We start from the raw sequence: 16,353 nt of genomic DNA on the forward strand, positions 1-16,353 counted from the left end.
TGCGAGGGGAGGTGTTTATGCGCGGCGATATGGCTGGTCTGATCAGGGATGCCATGCAGGACTGGCACACGACTTTTCGTCTCTGCCTGGTTCTGCTCGTAGTGGCCGCTACGGGACCCCTGACCTTCCTGGTCCTGTCCGTGTTGATGAGCTAGCGATTACATAGCAAAAGGGGTGAAAGCTGCTGAGTGCATTCGCCCCTCCCGCGCCGTTGTCACCGGAGTGGCAACGGCGCCCGTGCTGAGCGCGGACGGGACGGTCAGCTGGGCTTCTCGCCGGTGCGGCAGACCTGGCGGGCGATCTCGCGCAGTTTGACGTTGCGGTCCTGTGAGGTCTTCTTGAGCACCTTGAAAGCCGTGTCCTCGGTTAGTCCGTAGCGCTCCATCAGGATGCCCATGGCCTCGCCGATCTCATGACGCGTCTCCAGGGCGTGGCCGAGCTGCTGATGCGTACGGGCCGCGGAGAAGGCGACGGCCGCGTGCGAGGCGAGTATCCAGCCGGCCCGCCGGGCGGTCTCGTCGAAGGCGTTCGGATCGCGCGAGTACACGTTCAGGGCGCCGAGGTCGTCGTCCTCGGTGAAGAGGAGGAAGCCCATCATGCTTCCCATGCCCAGCTCCCTCAACTTGGGCGTGAAGCGGGGCCAGTTGTCGTTCGGCTCCCGCATGTCCTCGATGGCGTAGATCTGTTGGCGGTCGGTCACGGCGTCGAAGCACGGACCCTCCCGCAGGTCCTGCTGGATCCGGTCCGCATGACGCACCAGATCGCTCGTCGCCGCCAGGGCGTGCACCTCGCCCTGCCGCACGGTGAGAATGCCGGCTTCGTCGCACCCGTTGATCAGCACCGTCGCGTGCTCCACGATGCGGTCCAAGGTGCCCTGCGTCGAGTCCTGCGTCAGCAGGTCCCGTGCCATCTCGGCCACGGCGATCGCGAACTGCTCCCAGACCTCGCCAGGCACCTGCGACATGTGTCACCTGCTCTTTTCGTTGAAGCGCCAGGACTGCCGCTCCCTTGAGGCCCATCTTGCCACCCGTGCGTCCCTGCCGCGTCGGACGTGGATCCTCAGGGGCCTGACCTGCCCGCGGCCGCCAGTGTCGCAGTGTTGTTGGACGTTTCAAGCAGCGCTGTCCGGCGAAACCCCTGGTTTCACCGGCGCGGTCATGGGTGACCCGAAGGGAGACCCCATGCCGAGAACAACATCGTTGCGACCGAAGGAGACTCCCATGGAGGGCTGGCGCGAGTACGCGGAATGCCGCACCGTCGATCCCGATCTGTTCTTCCCCATAGGCAGCACAGGCCCCGCGCTGGTGCAGATCGAGGACGCGAAGTCCGTCTGCCGCCGCTGCCCGGTCCAGGAGGAGTGCCTGAACTGGGCTCTCGAAACAGGCCAGAGCATCGGCGTCTGGGGCGGCAGGAGCGAAGCCGAACGGCGCACGCTGCGGCGACGCGTCCGCGGCCGCGCGTCCAAGGACACCAGCGCGTAGGCAGTCCACGGACACCGACGCGTAGGCAGGTGAACACGCAGGGCGACGCCCGTGGTCCGAGGCACACGACGGCCTCGCCACCGGGCCTCTCCCGCCGTGACGACTCGTCACGGCCGACAGGTGTCGGGCCTCGCGACGGGGGCAGACGGGACTGCTGAAGGAAGCATTCAGCCCGCGCCCGAACGAGGTGAAGCAGTGAGCCTGGAGCAGGACCGAGCGTCCGGTCCCGTCGACGACACGAGCGACGAGGCGGCGGAACCCTCCGAAGCCGAGCGTGACGCCTGGGCGCGGGTACGCCGCTCGGCCACGGGAATGCGGCACCACGAGGCGAAGGCGGCCCTGGAGGACGCCCGAAAAGCGGCTCAGGACGATTCGCTCACCGGCCGGGACGCAACCGCCGCCCAGGCCGAGGTCGAGGAGTGGGAGCGCGTCACAGAGGCGCTCTTCGACCACGCCGGAGCGTACGACGCTGCTGACGACCCCTTCGTGCAGGGTGAACTGGAAGGTCGCGCCCATCACGCGCAGACACCACCCGGCCTCCGTTGAGGGGCGGCTCCGTGGAGGGGCCCGGAGCGGCTCCGGGCCGCGTTGTCAGTGCCCTCCGGAACAATGCCGAGCAGCGAGAACGTCATCGCCCCGGTGATACGCGATCGATACCCGTCCGTCGAAAGGCCGCCCTCACATGACGCCCACTCTCCACCACCGCGCCGTGTCGCGAGCCTCGAACGGAGACCGGTGACCATGCTCCGAGCTCTTCCGCGCACGAACGCCCCGGTGGGGCCCGCAGGCGCCGAGGTTCTGCGTCTCATCACGGTGCAGCGCGTCCCCGTCTGCCTGACCGTGCACTTCAACGGCCGTCGCCGGTACGGCTACTGGCAGGCCGTCAGCTCCGGTCCCGGGTACGGAGGCTGTTATGTGGCCCTGCCCACGGACGAGTGCGACGCGCTGCACGCGGCGGGCCGGATCGTGCTGGGGGAACCGGTGGTCGATCCGGCCAAGACCACCTATCCGGTACGTCCGGCCGTGCGGCGCACACCGTCGGCGGCGGGCGCCCTCCGCCAGGCTCTTACGGCGTGACGCCGGGCCGGGGAAGGATCAAAGGACGATTTTCTTCCCCGGCAACGGGGGTACTCGTGTCGGCAGATTCCATTTCCACCGAGGAAGGCGCGCCGCACCATGGCTGAGACACGAGATGTCGTCCAGTTGATTCTTGATGATCACCGGAAGATGGAGGACCTCTTCCGGCAGATGCGCAGTGTCGAGGCGGACAGGGCGACCGCGCTGAAAGAATTCGCCGACCTTCTGATCGCCCACGCCCTCGCGGAAGAGGCCAAGGTCTACCCCGCTCTCAAGCGCTACAGGAACATCGACGACGAGGAGGTGGAGCACGGCGAGCATGAACACGACGAAGGCAACAAGGCGCTGCTCGCCCTCCTGGAGGTCGACGAAGTCGGTTCCGACGACTGGGACGAGAAGCTGGAGGAACTCGTGGAGGCCGTCGCGCACCACACCGACGAGGAAGAACGAACCATCCTCAACGGCGCGCGCGAGAACGTCGGCATGGAGCGCCGCGAGGAGCTCGGCGCGGACTTCGTCGAGGAGCGGGCGCACCAGCTCAAGGCGGGCTGCGGCTCGGTCGAGAACCTCCGCAAGATCGTGAAGAGCTGACAGGAGCCCGGCCCTTGGGCCGGTAGCGCCGGTGCGGCCGAAGCCGGCTGCACGGAGGACCACCTGACGAACCGGCCGCCGGAGCGCGGCCGGTTTTGTCGTGCCCCGCATAGGAGAGGGCGCGGGCCGGACCTGGCCGGATGCGGCACCAGGGCCGGGCGGTGGCCGGGGGAGCGGCAGCCGGTGAAGCGCTGACCGTGGGAGGCCGGAGCGGAGAGCTTCACTGGCGGACGAGCGGCAGCACGGCGGTGATGCGCTTCCCGCCGGTCCCGAGCTCCGAGATCGTGATGTCACGGGCAAGGCGGCAGACGATGGGCCAGCCGTGGCCACCGGCCCGCATGAAGCCCCGCTCATCGACGTGCTGCTTCGGGGTGGGCAGCTCCTGGCTGCGGTCGCTCACGGACAGCCGGACGTCCCCGTCGTCCAGCGACACCTCGAAACCGGTGACACCGCCGCCGTGCAGCATGGCGTTGGTCGTCAGTTCCGAGGCGACGAGCAGAGCGTCGCCGACGACATCGTCGCCCACGACGTCGCGGCGTCGGGACTGCCGGGCTTCTTCGAGTGCGAGCCTCACCTCCTCGCGTACCTCGGCCGGACTGCGCGGTCCCGGTCGCTGGGACCACGCCGACGCGGACGACGCGGACGACGCGGACGACGCGTCGAGGGGGTGCTGTCGCTGCTCCCCGAGCATTTCGCGCTCCTTCACCTGAAAGGAAGCAGGGCCCGCCGCAAGAGCGTGCGGCGGGCCCTGCGGATTAAGTGATCCTCAATGCCGGAATGCGTCTTTGGTCTTTTCCTTGGCCTGGCGGGCGTCACCCTTGGACTGCTCCGCCCGGCCTTCGGCGGTCAGACGCTCGTTCCCGACAGCCCGGCCGAGGGTCTCCTTCGCCTTGCCCTTGGCCTGCTCGGTCTTGGCCTTTGCCTTCTCGTTCCTGGCCACTGCAGATCACGTCCTCACTGCGCTTCGTTCGTGCTGTCTACAGATACGGCTGACCGGAGAGCGCCGGTCCAAACGCGGCCGTTCGAGAATTCGCCGGGCTTCCCCCAAAAGGCCGGATCACTCCCGTCGTAGGAAGTGGAAATCGAAATCAGATGGCGATGAGGAAGTGAAAGCGGAAGGACGAGTAAAGGATCTTGGCGTGTCCCGTCCCTTGGGGCACGGTCCGAAACCGTCGACAGGCTCAGAGGCGCGAAAGCCTCCGGCCATGGCGCCCGGGACGCCCTGGCCGGCTGTGCCGGAGGAGGTCCCGCGGGCCGAGAGGCGGTCGGGGTGTGGACGGGACGCGGACCGGCGATGTCCAACCTCCCTTGTCCGGGGTACTGACAGCGCGAAATTGGGTCTGTAGATTTCTGCCGTCACGAAAATGCACAACATGAAGCGGGCTGTGGGACCGAGCTGTCCGGTCGCGCCCCGGACTGTCGTGTTCTGTTCCCCGCCGCTGTCGCCCCGTCTGCCTCGTCGCACTGCTTTCGGCGCAGGACCCCTGAAGGACCGGCGCCACCCACCGTTCTCGTACCGCTTCGCCCGGCGTCGTCCGCCGCCGCGTTCGGGGAGCCCGCGTGATTCCAGCACGGCCGTACGACTCGTTCACGCACCGCACTCGTCCACGTCATCCACCAGTGCTTTCCGTCAGGAGGGGCCCATGCAACGGCGCATTCTCGGGCTTGCCGCAGTACTGACCACGATCGTCGCCGCGGCCGGATGCGGGTCGTCGGACTCGGGGGCCGGAGGTTCGTCGTCCTCGGGCGGGGGCAAGACGGCACAGGTCAAGGTCGGCATCATTCCGATCGTCGACGTGGCCCCGCTCTATCTGGGGCAGAAGAAGGGGTTCTTCGGCAGCCGCGGCATCGACCTCGAGATGGTGAGTGCCCAGGGCGGCGCGGCGATCATCCCCGGTGTGGTGAACGGCCAGTTCCAGTTCGGGTTCAGTAACACCACGTCGCTGATGGTCGCCCAGGTCAAGGGAGTTCCGGTCAAGTCCGTGGTCAACGGCGCGGCGTCCAACGGCAAGGTCGGGGGCGACGTCACCGGTGTGGCGGTCAAAAAGGACAGTTCGATCAAGTCGGCCAAGGACCTCGCCGGGCACACGGTGGCGGTGAACACCCTGCAGAACATCGGGGACACCACGGTGCGCGAGTCGGTCCGTGCGGACGGCGGCGACCCGTCCAAGGTCAAGTTCGTGGAGATCGCCTTCGACCAGATGCCGGCCGCTCTGGACGGCGGGCGCGTGGACGCCGCGTGGATGGGCGAGCCCGCGATGACGGTCGCCAAGGCGCAGGGCGTCCGCGTCGTGGCCTCGCCGTTCGCCGAGACGGACCCCAAGCTCACCGTGGCGACGTACTTCACCTCGGCCAAGCTGCAGAAGGAGAACCCCGACCTGGTGAAGAGGTTCACCGAGGCGATGACCGAGTCACTGCAGTACGCCACCGACCATCCCGACGAGGCGCGCCAGATCCTCACCACCTACACCAAGATCAGCGGTGATGTCCTGGAGAAGCTCACGCTGCCCAGCTGGCCGCCGGACATCGACACGGCCTCCCTGGAGAAGCTGGCGTCGCTCGGCGAGCGGGACGGTCTCTTCGGCGACAAGAAGCCCGACCTGGACGCCCTCTTCTCCTGACCGGCCCCGGGCCGGCCGTGACCCGTCCCGGGCCGGCCGTGACCCGTCCCGGGCCGGCCGTGAGCCGTCCCGGGCCGGCCGTGAGCCGTCCCGGAGCCGGCCGCGACGCCGCGCGCAGTGGCCTTCCGCGCCGACTGGCAGGGCGAGTTGACGTGCCCCGCGCCATGCCGGGACGCATGCGTGGCGGCCCCCTCCGGCCGTCCGGCGGCGTTCGCGCGGGTCGTGAACGCCGGAGATGGGACCGCGCCGTCTCCTGCCGCCCCCCATGGGGTGCGAGGCGACCGGAGTGCGGCGCGACCGTGCGCCGCGACACGGCTACTCCTCCCCAGCCGTGTCGCGGCGGCCCGGCCGCGGCCCTCGTGGGATGCGTCTCTCGCGATGCGGACGACTGCTTTCTTGCTCTCGGACACCAGCGGCCTTCTTGCTCTCGGACACCAGCGGCGTGGGGCCGTCCTGAGCGGGGCGCCGTCCGCCTGACGACGGGCCTCCCGGGACCGACCGCCCCGGCGCCCAGGGCCGGTGACCGCTGCGGCGAGCAGGTGCGGGACAACACTGGGATGCTGATGGGGGAGCGCTGCCCGCGATCCGACGAACAGTGGTGGTGAGCGCCATGGCCGGGTTCGAGGAGGAGGGCGGTTCGGGACCGACCGCACCGCGCGCCGACCCTCTCGGCGACCCGTTTCTGCGTACGCGGTTCGCCGTACCGAGGCGCCCGGCGATGTTCCTGCGGCGCGAGCGGCTGGTCGAGCATCTCGATCAGTCCCTCCTGACTCCACTGACGCTGGTCAACGGAGCCGCCGGGGCGGGCAAGACCCTGCTGGTCGCCGACTGGGCCAGGGGGCGGGACGAGTCGGTCGCCTGGCTCACCACCGACGCGGCGGACCAGCCGGCCGGCATGTTCTGGGCCTACCTGTTCCAGGCGCTGCACGCCTGTGGTGTACCGCTCTCCGCCGAGACGACCGACCCTGCCGAGGTGAACGGCGTCGACCACCGGCTGCTGGCACGGCTCGCCGCCGATCTCGGCGCCCGGGACCGGCCCGTGATCGTGGTGCTCGACCAGTACGACCGTGTCAGCGGCCCGGAGATCGCGGAACAGCTGGAGTTCGTCCTGCACCACGCGGGGCGGGGCATGCGCCTGGTCCTCGTCACCCGCACCGAACCACTGCTGCCACTGCACCGCTACCGGGCGGCGGGCGACATGACCGAGATCAGGGACGCGGAGCTGGCCCTCACCCCCGGGGAAGCGGCCGCGCTCCTGGAGATGCACGGACTGCGCCTTCCGGCCCCCGCCGCCGACGCGCTCGTGGAGCGTACCCGCGGGTGGGCCGCCGGTGTGCGGCTGTGTGCCCTGGCCGCGCGGGAGGCCCCGGATCCGGCGACGTACCTCAAGGAGTTCGAGGCGGACCGCTCCACGGTCGCCGACTTCCTGCTGGCGGAAGTGCTGAAGCGGCAGACCCCCGAGACACAGGATCTTCTGCTGCGGGTCAGCGTCCTCGACCGTTTCGGGCCCGCTCTGGCGAACGCGCTGACGGGGCGGACCGACGCCGAATCCATCCTGGCGGGGCTGCACCGGGAGAACGCGTTCGTCGAGGACCTCGGCCATGACTGGTACCGCCTCCACCCACTCTTCGGCGAGATCCTCCGTGCCCATCTGCGGGTGCGCTCTCCTGGCCTGGAACCCGAGCTTCACCGGCTGGCGGCGGAATGGCTGCGCCGCTCGGGATCCCTCGCCGAGACGCTTGGCCACGGCGCCGCCGCGGGCGACTGGGACTTCACCGCCGGTGCGCTCGTCGACGACCTCGCCATCGGCCGGCTCTTCACCGGCCTGGGCCGCGACGATCTGACCGAGCTGTTCGCCCGGATGGGGCCCGGGGCGACGAGCCCGGCCACGGATCTCGTGCGCGCGGCCCGGGAGCTGGCCCGGTGCGACCTGGAGCGCGGCCTGACACACCTGCGCCAGGCCGAGCGAAGCCTCGAACGGGAACACAGTCCGTCGGGGCCGGCATACGCACCGGCGGCCGCCCGGCTTAGCTGCGCCCTGCTGGAAACCCTGGCGGCACGGCTGACGGGTTCGCCCGAGCGGGCGGAGACAGCCGCGAGGGCGGCCGAGAAGCTCCAGGAGGAGGTTCCCGCACAGCTCCTCGACGACCATCCCGAATTCACCGCCCTACTGATGGCCCACCTGGGCTCGACACGGTTGTGGGCCGGACGTTTCGAGGACGCGTGCGAGGCGCTGTCCACGGTGACCGACCGCGCCGTCGAGGCCTCGACGGAGCCCGCGCGCGAGGACTCCCTGGGCGGGCTGGCCCTGATCGACTACCTGAACGGCTGGCTCGGCAGGGCGGAGCGCAAAGCCCTGGCGGCGGTGTCCGGGACGGAGCGGTTCGGTCCGGCACAGCCGCCCGGCTCGGACATCGGGCGACTGGTTCTCGCCGCCGTGGCCGTCGACCGCCACGAACTGGGCCGGGCCCAGGCGTTTCTCGACACGGCGGGCGGCCCGCGCCGGGGACAGCACGACCCCGTGACGGAAGCGGGCCGGATGATCGCCACCGCCCGCCTGCTGCTGGCCCGCGGCGACACGCGCGCCGCGCTCTCGGCGGCGGAGACCGCGGTCCGCGCCGACGAGGTCTCGCCCTGGGCGCAGGGGCACGCGGCGCTGATCGCCTCCACCGCACACCTGGCCGAGGGCCACCCCGAGTCCGCCGCGGAACTGCTGCAGGCGGTGCCCGACGATCAGGTGGCGTGTGCCGTGGGGGCGGCGCGGGCGCACCTCGCGGCAGGCCGGTCCGTCGCGGCGCTCGACCTGCTCGACGGGCTGGGTTCCGAAGGCCGTACGGGCCCCGCGGTGACCGTACGAGCCATGCTGGTGCGAGCCGAGGCCGCGGACGGAGCGGGGGACGGCGCCGCCTCGCGCGCGCTCGTCGCCCAGGCTCTGCGGGAGGCACGGCGCGAGCGGCTGAGGCGTCCCTTCCTCGAAGCCGGGCCATGGATTCGGCCGGTTCTGGAAGCGGCGCCGCTGAGAGGGCTGGCCGCGGACTGGCTCACCCCGGGTTCGTCGCGTTCGCCGCGGCACGCCGGACCGTCCCCGTCCGTGGACCGGCTGCGCCCGCCGGTGATCGAGGAGCTGAGCCGGCGCGAGCGCGACGTGCTCCAGCGGCTGGCCCAGATGATGTCGACGGAGGAGATCGCCGCCGATCTGTTCGTGTCGGTGAACACGGTCAAGACCCACCTGAAGAGCGTCTACCGGAAGCTGGCGGTGAATCGGCGCGGCGAAGCGGTCCGCCGCGCGCGTGAGCTGCGGCTGCTGTGAAGGGGAACGGCCGCGGGCGCGCGTCCGGACGCGTATCACCTCTGCGGGGTGAGGCCGCGCGGGTGCGGCGCGACGGACGATCGTAGGGAAGGGCGCAGCACGCCTGTCCCAGGTCGCCCAGGGAGAGCAGCTCATGCGCTACGAGATCCGCGTCGAAGGACACATGTCGAAGACGCTGGCCAGTTCGTTCCCGGAGCTGGACCATGTGGAGATGAACGGCCAGACCGTCCTGTTCGGGTCCGTGGTCGACGAAGCGCACCTGTTCGGACTGCTGACCCGCTGCCAGTCGCTCGGCCTGCGCGTCCTGGAGATGCGCCAGCTGCCGAGCTGACGCCCCGCACACGGGCCGCGCGGCGCGATTCCGGCGAGCGCGGGGCGGCCCGGTGGCCGGGGATCCGGCGTGATCTCAGAGGCTCTCGGCGTGGATCCTGCCGGAGCGTACGGCGGCGCCCAGGGAGGCGAAGTCCCGCTCGTTCTGGTCGGCGTAGGCCTGCGCGAAGCGGATGAGCGCGCGGTCGAAGCGGTCGCTCCCGCCCAGGTACGCGGCGATGGCCACGGGGTCTCCGGAACGGGCGTGGGCCCGCGCCAGACAGGCACCGCACAGCTGCGCGAACAGGCGGAGGAATCCGGGGTCCATGGTCTCCGGCCGGGCGATGCCCTTCCAGTCCCGCAGCTGCCGTACGTAGAAGTCCCGGCCCACCCCGTCGAAGCCCACGACATGGGTCCAGCCCAGGAAGATGTCACTGGTCGTCTGGATCAGCCGCTGTCCCGCCACCACCCGGCGGCCCTGGTTGTCGTAGTGGTCTCCGCCGGTGTGTGCGGCGAGGACCGACTCCTGGGCCTCCTTGGCCTGCAACAGCAGGGGATCACCGTCGTCCCTGCCGAGCATGAGGAGGATCCAGCAGCGCGTTCCGACGCTGCCCACGCCCACCACCTTGCGGGCCATGTCCATGAGCCGGTAGCGGCGCAGCAGGTGACGGCGCTCGGAGGACAGGGTCCGCGCATACCCGTCCACGACGGTACGGAGCTCCTTCGCCTCCTCGCTCTCGGAGGTGTCCGCGAGCAGGTCCTGGAGCGGGGTGATCAGCGGCGGGTCCGGCGTGATCCGCCTGCCCTCGGCCGTGACCCGGGTGAGTTTCTCGAAGGCCTGGAGGTGGGTGCGGGTCCGGGCTCGCGCCGTCGCCTCGGCGCTCCGGCGTCTGGCCCGCCTGTCCATCGACGAGGCCAGCAGTTCCCGCATCCGGTCGACGTCGTCCTGCGCGTACCAGATGTCGAGGGTGCGCATCCCGGCGAACCTCCGCATCCGCTGCCGGTAGGCCTTCACACAGGCTCCTGCCGCGGTGTCCTGTTCGTCGGCCGGGAAGCCGTTGGCCCTGGCCGCGATCACGAAGCTGGCCGCCAGTCTCTTGACGTCCCATTCGAACGGCCCGGCCAAAGTCTCGTCGAAGTCGTTGATGTCGAAGACCAGATGACGCTCCGGCGAGGCCAGCAGCCGGAAGTTGAGCAGGTGGGCGTCTCCGCAGAGCTGCACCGTCAGGCCGGTGTCCGGGACGGATCCGAGGTCCGTGGCCATGATCGACGCGGCGCCCCGGTAGAAGCGGAACGGGGACTCCAGCATGCGTCCGTAGCGGATCGGCACCAACTCGGCCAACCGGGACGCCGATTGACGTTCGATGACCTCGACGGGGTCGGGCCGCTCTGTCGCCGCCTCGAACCGGCCGTGGCTCGAACGGGGGGTGTGGGTACGGGCGTTCCTGCCGAACGCCGCCCTCTCCCGCGGTGACCGGGAAACCGTGAACGCGACCGGTATGGCCATCGGCGCAACCTCCTGAACCGCTGCCCCCGTACGGAGCACTGCTTGTCCTCCGCCCGCTTTGTCCTCCGCCCGCTCCGGCGGTGGTTTCCGGCCTGCCGCCGGAACGCTCTCCTGCCGGTCATTTCCGGCGTAGACCGTGCCCGTACCGCCGTGCGCAGGCACGTGCCTGCGCCCCTCCAGCTCATCGCCCCCGGGGCGGGCGCGGATCACCCGCCGGGGGTGATCCGGGCCCCACGGCGAGCAGGATCCGGCGGCGCGGGAAGCCCCTGTCCGGCGGGCCGGTCCCGGGCGCGACGGCGATCCGCCGGGGCCGGCCCACGTCCGGTCCCGTTCACCCGGTTCGGGTGAGGCCGTCGGGCGTCTGTCGTGGGCACCCTGAAGACGGCGAAACGGCTGCCGGGCGAACGCCCGGGACGGAGGATGACATGAGTGGGCAGATGCATCTCGCGTACGACTATCCGCTGCTGAGCGTCTTCTGGTCCATGCTGGTCTTCTTCCTGTGGATCATGTGGTTCGTCCTGCTCTTCCGGGTCGTCGTCGACCTCTTCCGGGACGACAACCTCAGCGGGTGGGCCAAGGCAGGCTGGATGCTGTTCGTGCTCTTCCTGCCCTTCCTGGGCGTCTTCGTCTACGTGATAGCCCGTGGCAGGAACATGGGCCGCCGCGAGGTGGCGCAGGCGCGCGCACAGCAGGAGGCCTTCACGAAGTACGTCCGGGAGGCCGCGCAGGACGGAGGCCGGCCGAGCAGCGTCGACGAACTCGCGAGGCTGTCCGAGATCCGTGGCCGCGGTGACATCACGGACGACGAGTTCCGCAGGGCCAAGGAACTGGTGCTGAGCGGTTCCGGCCCGTCGGGACAGACGGACACCGCATCCGCGGGCTCCGGTCGCTGACGGCATCGCACGACACCGAATCGAGGCATCAGGATGACTGCGACACACACCGCGCACGCGCACTCGCACACGGCCAAGCGGCACTGGGCCCAGGGTCTGACAGCCTTCGCGGCGGTCATGCTCATGATCGCAGGCGTGCTGGACATCTGCCGGGGGATCATGGCGATCGCCGAGGACGACGTCTTCGTCACCACCCGCAGTTACGTCTTCGAGTACGACCTCACCGGCTGGGGCTGGATCCACCTCGTCCTGGGCGCTGTCGCCGTGCTCATCAGTCTCGGGCTCTTCCAGGCTTCGGTGTGGGCGAGGGCCGCCGGTGTGGCCATCGCCGGACTCATCATCGTCGCCAACTTCCTCTCCCTGCCGTACTACCCGGTCTGGTCGATCGTGATGATCGCCTTCTCGGCGTTCATCATCTGGGCCCTGTGCGTGGTCCGGGGGGACGATTCCTCCGAGGGCCGGTCGTACAACGGCTGAAACGAACCAGGCGCGGGCCGTCGACCGGCGGCCCGCGCCTGTGACGTGTCCGGCGCCACCCGCACCGATGGCCGTCCCGGCGCCGCTCGTCACCGCTGGGCGGCGTGCCGCTCCGGGCACCGGCCGACCGGCGCCCGGAGCGGCACGCCGTCGACGTCACGACACTCACGGCCGGTTCTCGCGTCGGCCGCGCGAGGGCGACCCCTTCCGTTGCGATACGCTGTATCGTACGATGACACGCATGCCACGCCACTCCCCGTCCCTGGACCTCGCGACTCCGGAGCGCATCGCCGAGACCGCCCTGCGCCTGGTCGACGAGGCCGGTCCCGCGGCGCTGACCTTCCGCGCCCTGGCCGCCCGGCTGGGCATCTCCCTCGCCTCCCTCCAGCGTCGCTGCACCGACCTGGCGGGGCTGCTCGACCTGTGCACCGACCACCTGGCCGCCCGACTGCCCGGGATCGAACCGGGTACCGGCTGGGCCGAGGCCACCGAGGCGCGCTTCACCGCCCTGTACCGCCTGCTGTCGGCGCATCCGGGCCTGCTTGCGCTGCGGGGCGCCCGCCCCTGGCTCGGACCGAACCTGCTGGCCCGTCTCGTCGAGCCGCAGCTCGCCGACAGCCTCGCCGCCGGCATGACGCCCGAAGAGGCGATCGCCGCCTACCGGCGGATCTACCTGCTCACCCTCGGCTGCGCGAGCTTCGTGGACCACCGCGACCCCAGGGCGGCCCAGGCGGCCACCCGTACGGCCCTGGCCTCGCTCGACCCGGAGGACTTCCCGACGCTGACCGCCAACGTGGCCGTGATCCTGCCCGCCGTGACCGACCACGAGGTCTACTACGGAGCCCTGCGCCAGCTGATCCGTGCCGCCGCGCCGCAGCGGACGGTCCCCGGGAGCGGCCCGGGGTGATCACTCGCCGCTCTCGCCCCCGGGCCGCGGCCGCCCGTACCGCGACGCCATCTCTCGGCAGGACGGCAACGGCCGCCGTCGCCCCACCCGCCGCCAAAGGAAGGTAAGAACCCACGTCATGAGCACCGCCCCCTCCCGCGTCTTCAGCAGTGACAACGCCGCCGGCGCCTCCCCGGAGATAGTCGACGCGGTGGCCCGGGCCGCCTCGGGGCACGCCCCGCCGTACGGCTCCGACCCCCTCACGGACGGAGTCCGCCGCCGGCTCTGCGAGATCTTCGAGCGGGACGTCGACCTCCTCCTCGTCTCCACGGGCTCCGCCGCCAACGCCCTGAGTCTGGCCGCGCTGACCCCGCCCTGGGGCAGCGTGCTGTGCCACCGCCACAGTCACGTCAACAACGACGAGTGCGGGGCACCGGAGTTCTACACCGCGGGCGCGAAGCTGGTGCCGCTCGGCGGCGACGACGCCAGGATCGACCCGGACGAACTCCGTGCGGCAGTACGGCACAAGGCCGGAGACGTGCACAGCGTGGAGCCCTCGGTGGTGAGCGTCACCCAGGCCACCGAGACCGGCGCCGTCTACACCCTCGACGAACTCCGCCATCTCGGCGCCATCACCAAGGAGGCGGGCCTGCGACTGCACATGGACGGCGCCCGCTTCGCCGGAGCCGTCGCCGCCCTCGGGTGTGCCCCCGCGGACCTGACCTGGCGGGCCGGCGTCGACCTGTTGTCGTTCGGTGCCACCAAGAACGGCACGATGACCGCCGAGGCGATCGTCGTCCTCGACCGCTCCCTCACCGCGGAACTCTCCTTCCGCGCCAAGCGGGCCGGTCAGCTCGCAGCCAAGGCGCGCTTCCAGGCCGCGCAGCTCGACGCCTACCTGACCGACGACCTGTGGCTGCGCAACGCGGCCCACGCCAACGCCATGGCCGCCCGCCTCCAGGACGGTCTCAAGGCCATGCAGGAAGTCGAGCTCCTCGGGGCGGCGGAGGCCAACATCCTCTTCTGCCGACTGCCGCAGCAGGTCAGCGAGCGTCTGCTGTCCGACGGCTACACCTTCTACCACGACCGCTGGGAGCCCGGCGTCGTCCGGTTCGTCACCTCCTTCGCGACCACCCCGCAGGACATCGACGGCCTGCTGCACTCCATCCGCCGGTACACCGCCTGATCCGTGGACGGCGGGCCGACGGCCGAGCACCTCAGTCGCCGCGATGGCGCCAGTACCAGAAGGCTCCGGCGGCGAAAGCGCAGAAGAAGACCACGGGCAGGATCAGTCCTGGGATGCGGGCCGCGCTCACGAGGTCGCTTCCGTACGGGCGCCGCGTGCGCGCCTTGCTGCCTTGAGGGTTCCCATGTGTTCCCGATTTCGCCGTGCTGCGGTCGCCGGGTCGCGGGCCGGGAGGGCGGAGGCCGGGCGGGATTCGCGATCCGGATGACGTCGGCCCCATGATGACGGAATCAGCCGGCATCCGGCCCGGTCCGGACGCGGCTGGATGTGTGTGCGATCATCCGCCGTCCGGGTCGGGGCCGCCGGGTGACCGGAGGGCGCGATCCGCGGCGGACCGTGCTTCGACAGGCGCGCGGCGGCTGATCTCCGTACGACCGGCAACACGGTACGACGGGCTCGGCCGACGACCCGTGGTCGCGGCCGGTGGCCCATGACCGCGGCTCGCGGCCCGGGGTGGACGAACGACACGAGGAGACATACGCGATGGGTACCGTCGTGCACGTCCCGCAGACGCGGGACATGATCGGGGAGGAGCTCTCCGGTGACGAGGCACTCACCGCGCTGCGACGCTACGGAGGCCGCCGTCTGCTGCTGGACGCGTTCTCCCGCTTCCGCTACGCCGACGGCTTCACCAACGCGCGCTCCCTCGCCTTCCAGGTGGTCCTGGGCCTGGTCCCGTTCACCATCGCCCTGGTCGGTGTCGCCACGACCGTCCACACCGAGAGCGTGGGACGGATCATCGAGCTCACCCTCAGCCGGATCGTGCCCGGCGCCAGCGCGGACCTGGTCGAGGACGCCCTGGGCGAGACGGCGCGCAGTGCCGGGTCCGGCATCTGGGGCGCGCTCGCGATGTGGCTGGGCCTGGCCTTCGCCGTTCTGAACCTGGCCTCGGCGCTGGCCCAGGTGGAGCGGGGCGCCAACCGGATCTACGGCATCGAACGCGACCGGCCGTTCCTCGCGAAGTACGCCCGGGCCCTGCTCCTCGCCCTCGCCGCCGGAATGCCCATGGTCCTGGGGTTCCTCGTCCTCGTCGCGGGCGACGCGGTGGGGGAGTCGGTCGTGCAGGCGTTCGGCTGGTCCCGTACCCCGCTCGACTGGTGGGGGCCGCTGCAGGTGCCGCTGGGCATCGCGCTGGCCTGGATCGCCTCCGCGGTGATCTTCCGCTGGGCTCCCCGCAGGGACCAGCCGGGCTACACCTGGCTCGCCTTCGGCTCGGCGGTCCATCTGGTGCTGTGGGTCACGGCCACCTGGCTGCTGGCGCTCTACGTGGCCGAGAGCGGGTCGTTCGGTGCCGTCTACGGCCCGCTCACGGCATTCGTCGCCCTGCTGCTGTGGGCCAACCTCACCGGCGTCGCGCTCTTTCTCGGCATCGCCTTCGCCGCCCAGCTGGAAGCGGCCCGCGCCGGGATCACCACCGCAGTGCAACCGGACCCGGGCTCCGGCCCCTGACACGAGGAGGCGCGGGTTCCGGCGGACGTTCCTCAGGTCATCGCCCCTGAGCCGCCGGTGTCTCGGTGCGGTGGTCGTAGTACGCCCACAGCCCGACCGCCACGACGGCGGTGCCCGCGACCGCCAGGACGCGCGGTACGCCTGACGTCGTGAAGGCGACCAGGCCTGTCGCGGCTCCTCCGCACAGCATGATCGCGCGGCTCACGAGGCGCTGCCGGGGTGTCTGCGGCTCCTCGCGGTCCTTGAGGTCGTGCAGGGCGTCGTGGGCCGGGTGCCGGGAGCCGCGCCGGGCGCGTGCCCGGTAGGCCAGTGCGTAGCTGATCAGCGCGTACAGAGCGAGAGCCCCCAGGGGCCAGAGCCAGCCGTCGGCGTCCTCGCTCGCTCCACGTGCCAGATACATGACACCTCTCCTCCCGGTTGGCATACCGGATGCCCCCGAAACCCCGGGACACGCAGGAGGCCGGTCACGCGGGTCGACGCCTCACGTGCCGCTGACGGACCGTCAC

The 16,353-nt window shown here is 70.8% G+C and carries 17 protein-coding genes; 12 read left to right on the forward strand and 5 right to left on the reverse strand.

Annotated features, from left to right (window positions below; all coding sequences use genetic code 11):
• Window positions 1-259: 259 nt before the first annotated feature.
• Window positions 260-964 carry a GAF and ANTAR domain-containing protein gene (locus KUF83_RS20315; RefSeq protein ID WP_217456157.1) on the reverse strand — a complete coding sequence of 235 codons (705 nt, stop codon included), beginning with the start codon at window positions 962-964 and terminating at the stop codon, window positions 260-262.
• Between the two features lie 256 nt (window positions 965-1,220).
• Here KUF83_RS20315 and KUF83_RS20320 point away from each other — a divergent pair, with 256 nt between their 5' ends.
• From KUF83_RS20320 to KUF83_RS20335, 4 genes are all read left to right on the forward strand, one after another.
• Window positions 1,221-1,481, forward strand: a complete 261-nt coding sequence (locus KUF83_RS20320; protein WP_217456158.1) for a WhiB family transcriptional regulator — start codon at window positions 1,221-1,223, stop codon at window positions 1,479-1,481.
• Window positions 1,482-1,676: 195 nt separating this feature from the next.
• On the forward strand, window positions 1,677-2,027 hold the full coding sequence (locus tag KUF83_RS20325) for a hypothetical protein (protein WP_217456159.1): 351 nt from the start codon (window positions 1,677-1,679) through the stop codon (window positions 2,025-2,027).
• A 195-nt stretch (window positions 2,028-2,222) separates the two neighbouring features.
• A complete protein-coding gene (locus KUF83_RS20330) occupies window positions 2,223-2,558 on the forward strand; it encodes a hypothetical protein (protein WP_217456160.1) in 336 nt (111 codons plus the stop codon).
• Between the two features lie 99 nt (window positions 2,559-2,657).
• Window positions 2,658-3,149: a hemerythrin domain-containing protein gene (locus tag KUF83_RS20335; RefSeq protein ID WP_217456161.1), complete on the forward strand. Its 492-nt coding sequence runs from the start codon at window positions 2,658-2,660 to the stop codon at window positions 3,147-3,149.
• Window positions 3,150-3,369: 220 nt separating this feature from the next.
• Here the strand turns inward: KUF83_RS20335 and KUF83_RS20340 are convergent, their stop codons facing one another.
• Window positions 3,370-3,840, reverse strand: a complete 471-nt coding sequence (locus KUF83_RS20340; RefSeq protein WP_217456162.1) for an ATP-binding protein — start codon at window positions 3,838-3,840, stop codon at window positions 3,370-3,372.
• Between the two features lie 75 nt (window positions 3,841-3,915).
• Window positions 3,916-4,089, reverse strand: a complete 174-nt coding sequence (locus KUF83_RS20345; protein ID WP_217456163.1) for a CsbD family protein — start codon at window positions 4,087-4,089, stop codon at window positions 3,916-3,918.
• A 703-nt stretch (window positions 4,090-4,792) separates the two neighbouring features.
• Here KUF83_RS20345 and KUF83_RS20350 point away from each other — a divergent pair.
• The 3 genes from KUF83_RS20350 to KUF83_RS20360 all read left to right on the forward strand — a co-directional run bounded on the left by KUF83_RS20350 (window position 4,793) and on the right by KUF83_RS20360 (window position 9,411).
• Window positions 4,793-5,770, forward strand: a complete 978-nt coding sequence (locus tag KUF83_RS20350) for an ABC transporter substrate-binding protein (protein WP_217456164.1) — start codon at window positions 4,793-4,795, stop codon at window positions 5,768-5,770.
• 610 nt (window positions 5,771-6,380) lie between these two features.
• Window positions 6,381-9,080 carry a LuxR C-terminal-related transcriptional regulator gene (locus KUF83_RS20355; protein WP_217456165.1) on the forward strand — a complete coding sequence of 900 codons (2,700 nt, stop codon included), beginning with the start codon at window positions 6,381-6,383 and terminating at the stop codon, window positions 9,078-9,080.
• Between the two features lie 133 nt (window positions 9,081-9,213).
• Window positions 9,214-9,411, forward strand: a complete 198-nt coding sequence (locus KUF83_RS20360; RefSeq protein ID WP_217456166.1) for a hypothetical protein — start codon at window positions 9,214-9,216, stop codon at window positions 9,409-9,411.
• 75 nt (window positions 9,412-9,486) lie between these two features.
• Here KUF83_RS20360 and KUF83_RS20365 read toward each other — a convergent pair whose 3' ends face one another.
• Window positions 9,487-10,896 (reverse strand): DUF2252 domain-containing protein, encoded by a 1,410-nt coding sequence (locus KUF83_RS20365; protein ID WP_217456167.1) that lies wholly within the window; start codon window positions 10,894-10,896, stop codon window positions 9,487-9,489.
• Between the two features lie 425 nt (window positions 10,897-11,321).
• Here KUF83_RS20365 and KUF83_RS20370 point away from each other — a divergent pair, with 425 nt between their 5' ends.
• The 5 genes from KUF83_RS20370 to KUF83_RS20390 all read left to right on the forward strand — a co-directional run bounded on the left by KUF83_RS20370 (window position 11,322) and on the right by KUF83_RS20390 (window position 15,847).
• Window positions 11,322-11,789 (forward strand): SHOCT domain-containing protein, encoded by a 468-nt coding sequence (locus KUF83_RS20370; protein WP_217456168.1) that lies wholly within the window; start codon window positions 11,322-11,324, stop codon window positions 11,787-11,789.
• A 33-nt stretch (window positions 11,790-11,822) separates the two neighbouring features.
• The gene (locus tag KUF83_RS20375) at window positions 11,823-12,266 is read left to right on the forward strand and encodes a hypothetical protein (protein ID WP_217456169.1); all 444 of its coding nucleotides are present in this window, start codon (window positions 11,823-11,825) and stop codon (window positions 12,264-12,266) included.
• A 241-nt stretch (window positions 12,267-12,507) separates the two neighbouring features.
• Entirely contained in the window at window positions 12,508-13,173 is a 666-nt protein-coding gene (locus tag KUF83_RS20380; RefSeq protein ID WP_217456170.1) for a TetR/AcrR family transcriptional regulator, read from the forward strand.
• A 118-nt stretch (window positions 13,174-13,291) separates the two neighbouring features.
• Window positions 13,292-14,338, forward strand: coding sequence for a low specificity L-threonine aldolase (locus tag KUF83_RS20385; protein ID WP_217456171.1), 1,047 nt, complete (start codon window positions 13,292-13,294; stop codon window positions 14,336-14,338).
• Between the two features lie 543 nt (window positions 14,339-14,881).
• Window positions 14,882-15,847, forward strand: a complete 966-nt coding sequence (locus KUF83_RS20390) for a YihY/virulence factor BrkB family protein (protein ID WP_217456172.1) — start codon at window positions 14,882-14,884, stop codon at window positions 15,845-15,847.
• A 37-nt stretch (window positions 15,848-15,884) separates the two neighbouring features.
• Here the strand turns inward: KUF83_RS20390 and KUF83_RS20395 are convergent, their stop codons facing one another.
• The gene (locus KUF83_RS20395) at window positions 15,885-16,247 is read right to left on the reverse strand and encodes a hypothetical protein (RefSeq protein WP_217456506.1); all 363 of its coding nucleotides are present in this window, start codon (window positions 16,245-16,247) and stop codon (window positions 15,885-15,887) included.
• Window positions 16,248-16,353 lie beyond the last annotated feature (106 nt).

Source organism: Streptomyces sp. BV286, from assembly GCF_019090165.1.
Taxonomy (GTDB): Bacteria; Actinomycetota; Actinomycetes; order Streptomycetales; family Streptomycetaceae; genus Streptomyces.

Excerpts from the sequence above, each read along its gene's own strand:
- KUF83_RS20375 (WP_217456169.1), top strand. The coding sequence starts at position 11,823 with ATGACTGCGACACACACCGCGCACGCGCACTCGCACACGGCCAAGCGG.
- KUF83_RS20350 (WP_217456164.1), top strand. The coding sequence starts at position 4,793 with ATGCAACGGCGCATTCTCGGGCTTGCCGCAGTACTGACCACGATCGTC.
- KUF83_RS20390 (WP_217456172.1), top strand. The coding sequence starts at position 14,882 with ATGGGTACCGTCGTGCACGTCCCGCAGACGCGGGACATGATCGGGGAG.
- KUF83_RS20330 (WP_217456160.1), top strand. The coding sequence starts at position 2,223 with ATGCTCCGAGCTCTTCCGCGCACGAACGCCCCGGTGGGGCCCGCAGGC.
- KUF83_RS20315 (WP_217456157.1), bottom strand. The coding sequence starts at position 964 with ATGTCGCAGGTGCCTGGCGAGGTCTGGGAGCAGTTCGCGATCGCCGTG.
- KUF83_RS20395 (WP_217456506.1), bottom strand. The coding sequence starts at position 16,247 with ATGTATCTGGCACGTGGAGCGAGCGAGGACGCCGACGGCTGGCTCTGG.
- KUF83_RS20340 (WP_217456162.1), bottom strand. The coding sequence starts at position 3,840 with ATGCTCGGGGAGCAGCGACAGCACCCCCTCGACGCGTCGTCCGCGTCG.
- KUF83_RS20335 (WP_217456161.1), top strand. The coding sequence starts at position 2,658 with ATGGCTGAGACACGAGATGTCGTCCAGTTGATTCTTGATGATCACCGG.
- KUF83_RS20365 (WP_217456167.1), bottom strand. The coding sequence starts at position 10,896 with ATGGCCATACCGGTCGCGTTCACGGTTTCCCGGTCACCGCGGGAGAGG.
- KUF83_RS20380 (WP_217456170.1), top strand. The coding sequence starts at position 12,508 with ATGCCACGCCACTCCCCGTCCCTGGACCTCGCGACTCCGGAGCGCATC.
- KUF83_RS20370 (WP_217456168.1), top strand. The coding sequence starts at position 11,322 with ATGAGTGGGCAGATGCATCTCGCGTACGACTATCCGCTGCTGAGCGTC.
- KUF83_RS20320 (WP_217456158.1), top strand. The coding sequence starts at position 1,221 with ATGGAGGGCTGGCGCGAGTACGCGGAATGCCGCACCGTCGATCCCGAT.
- KUF83_RS20355 (WP_217456165.1), top strand. The coding sequence starts at position 6,381 with ATGGCCGGGTTCGAGGAGGAGGGCGGTTCGGGACCGACCGCACCGCGC.
- KUF83_RS20385 (WP_217456171.1), top strand. The coding sequence starts at position 13,292 with ATGAGCACCGCCCCCTCCCGCGTCTTCAGCAGTGACAACGCCGCCGGC.
- KUF83_RS20360 (WP_217456166.1), top strand. The coding sequence starts at position 9,214 with ATGCGCTACGAGATCCGCGTCGAAGGACACATGTCGAAGACGCTGGCC.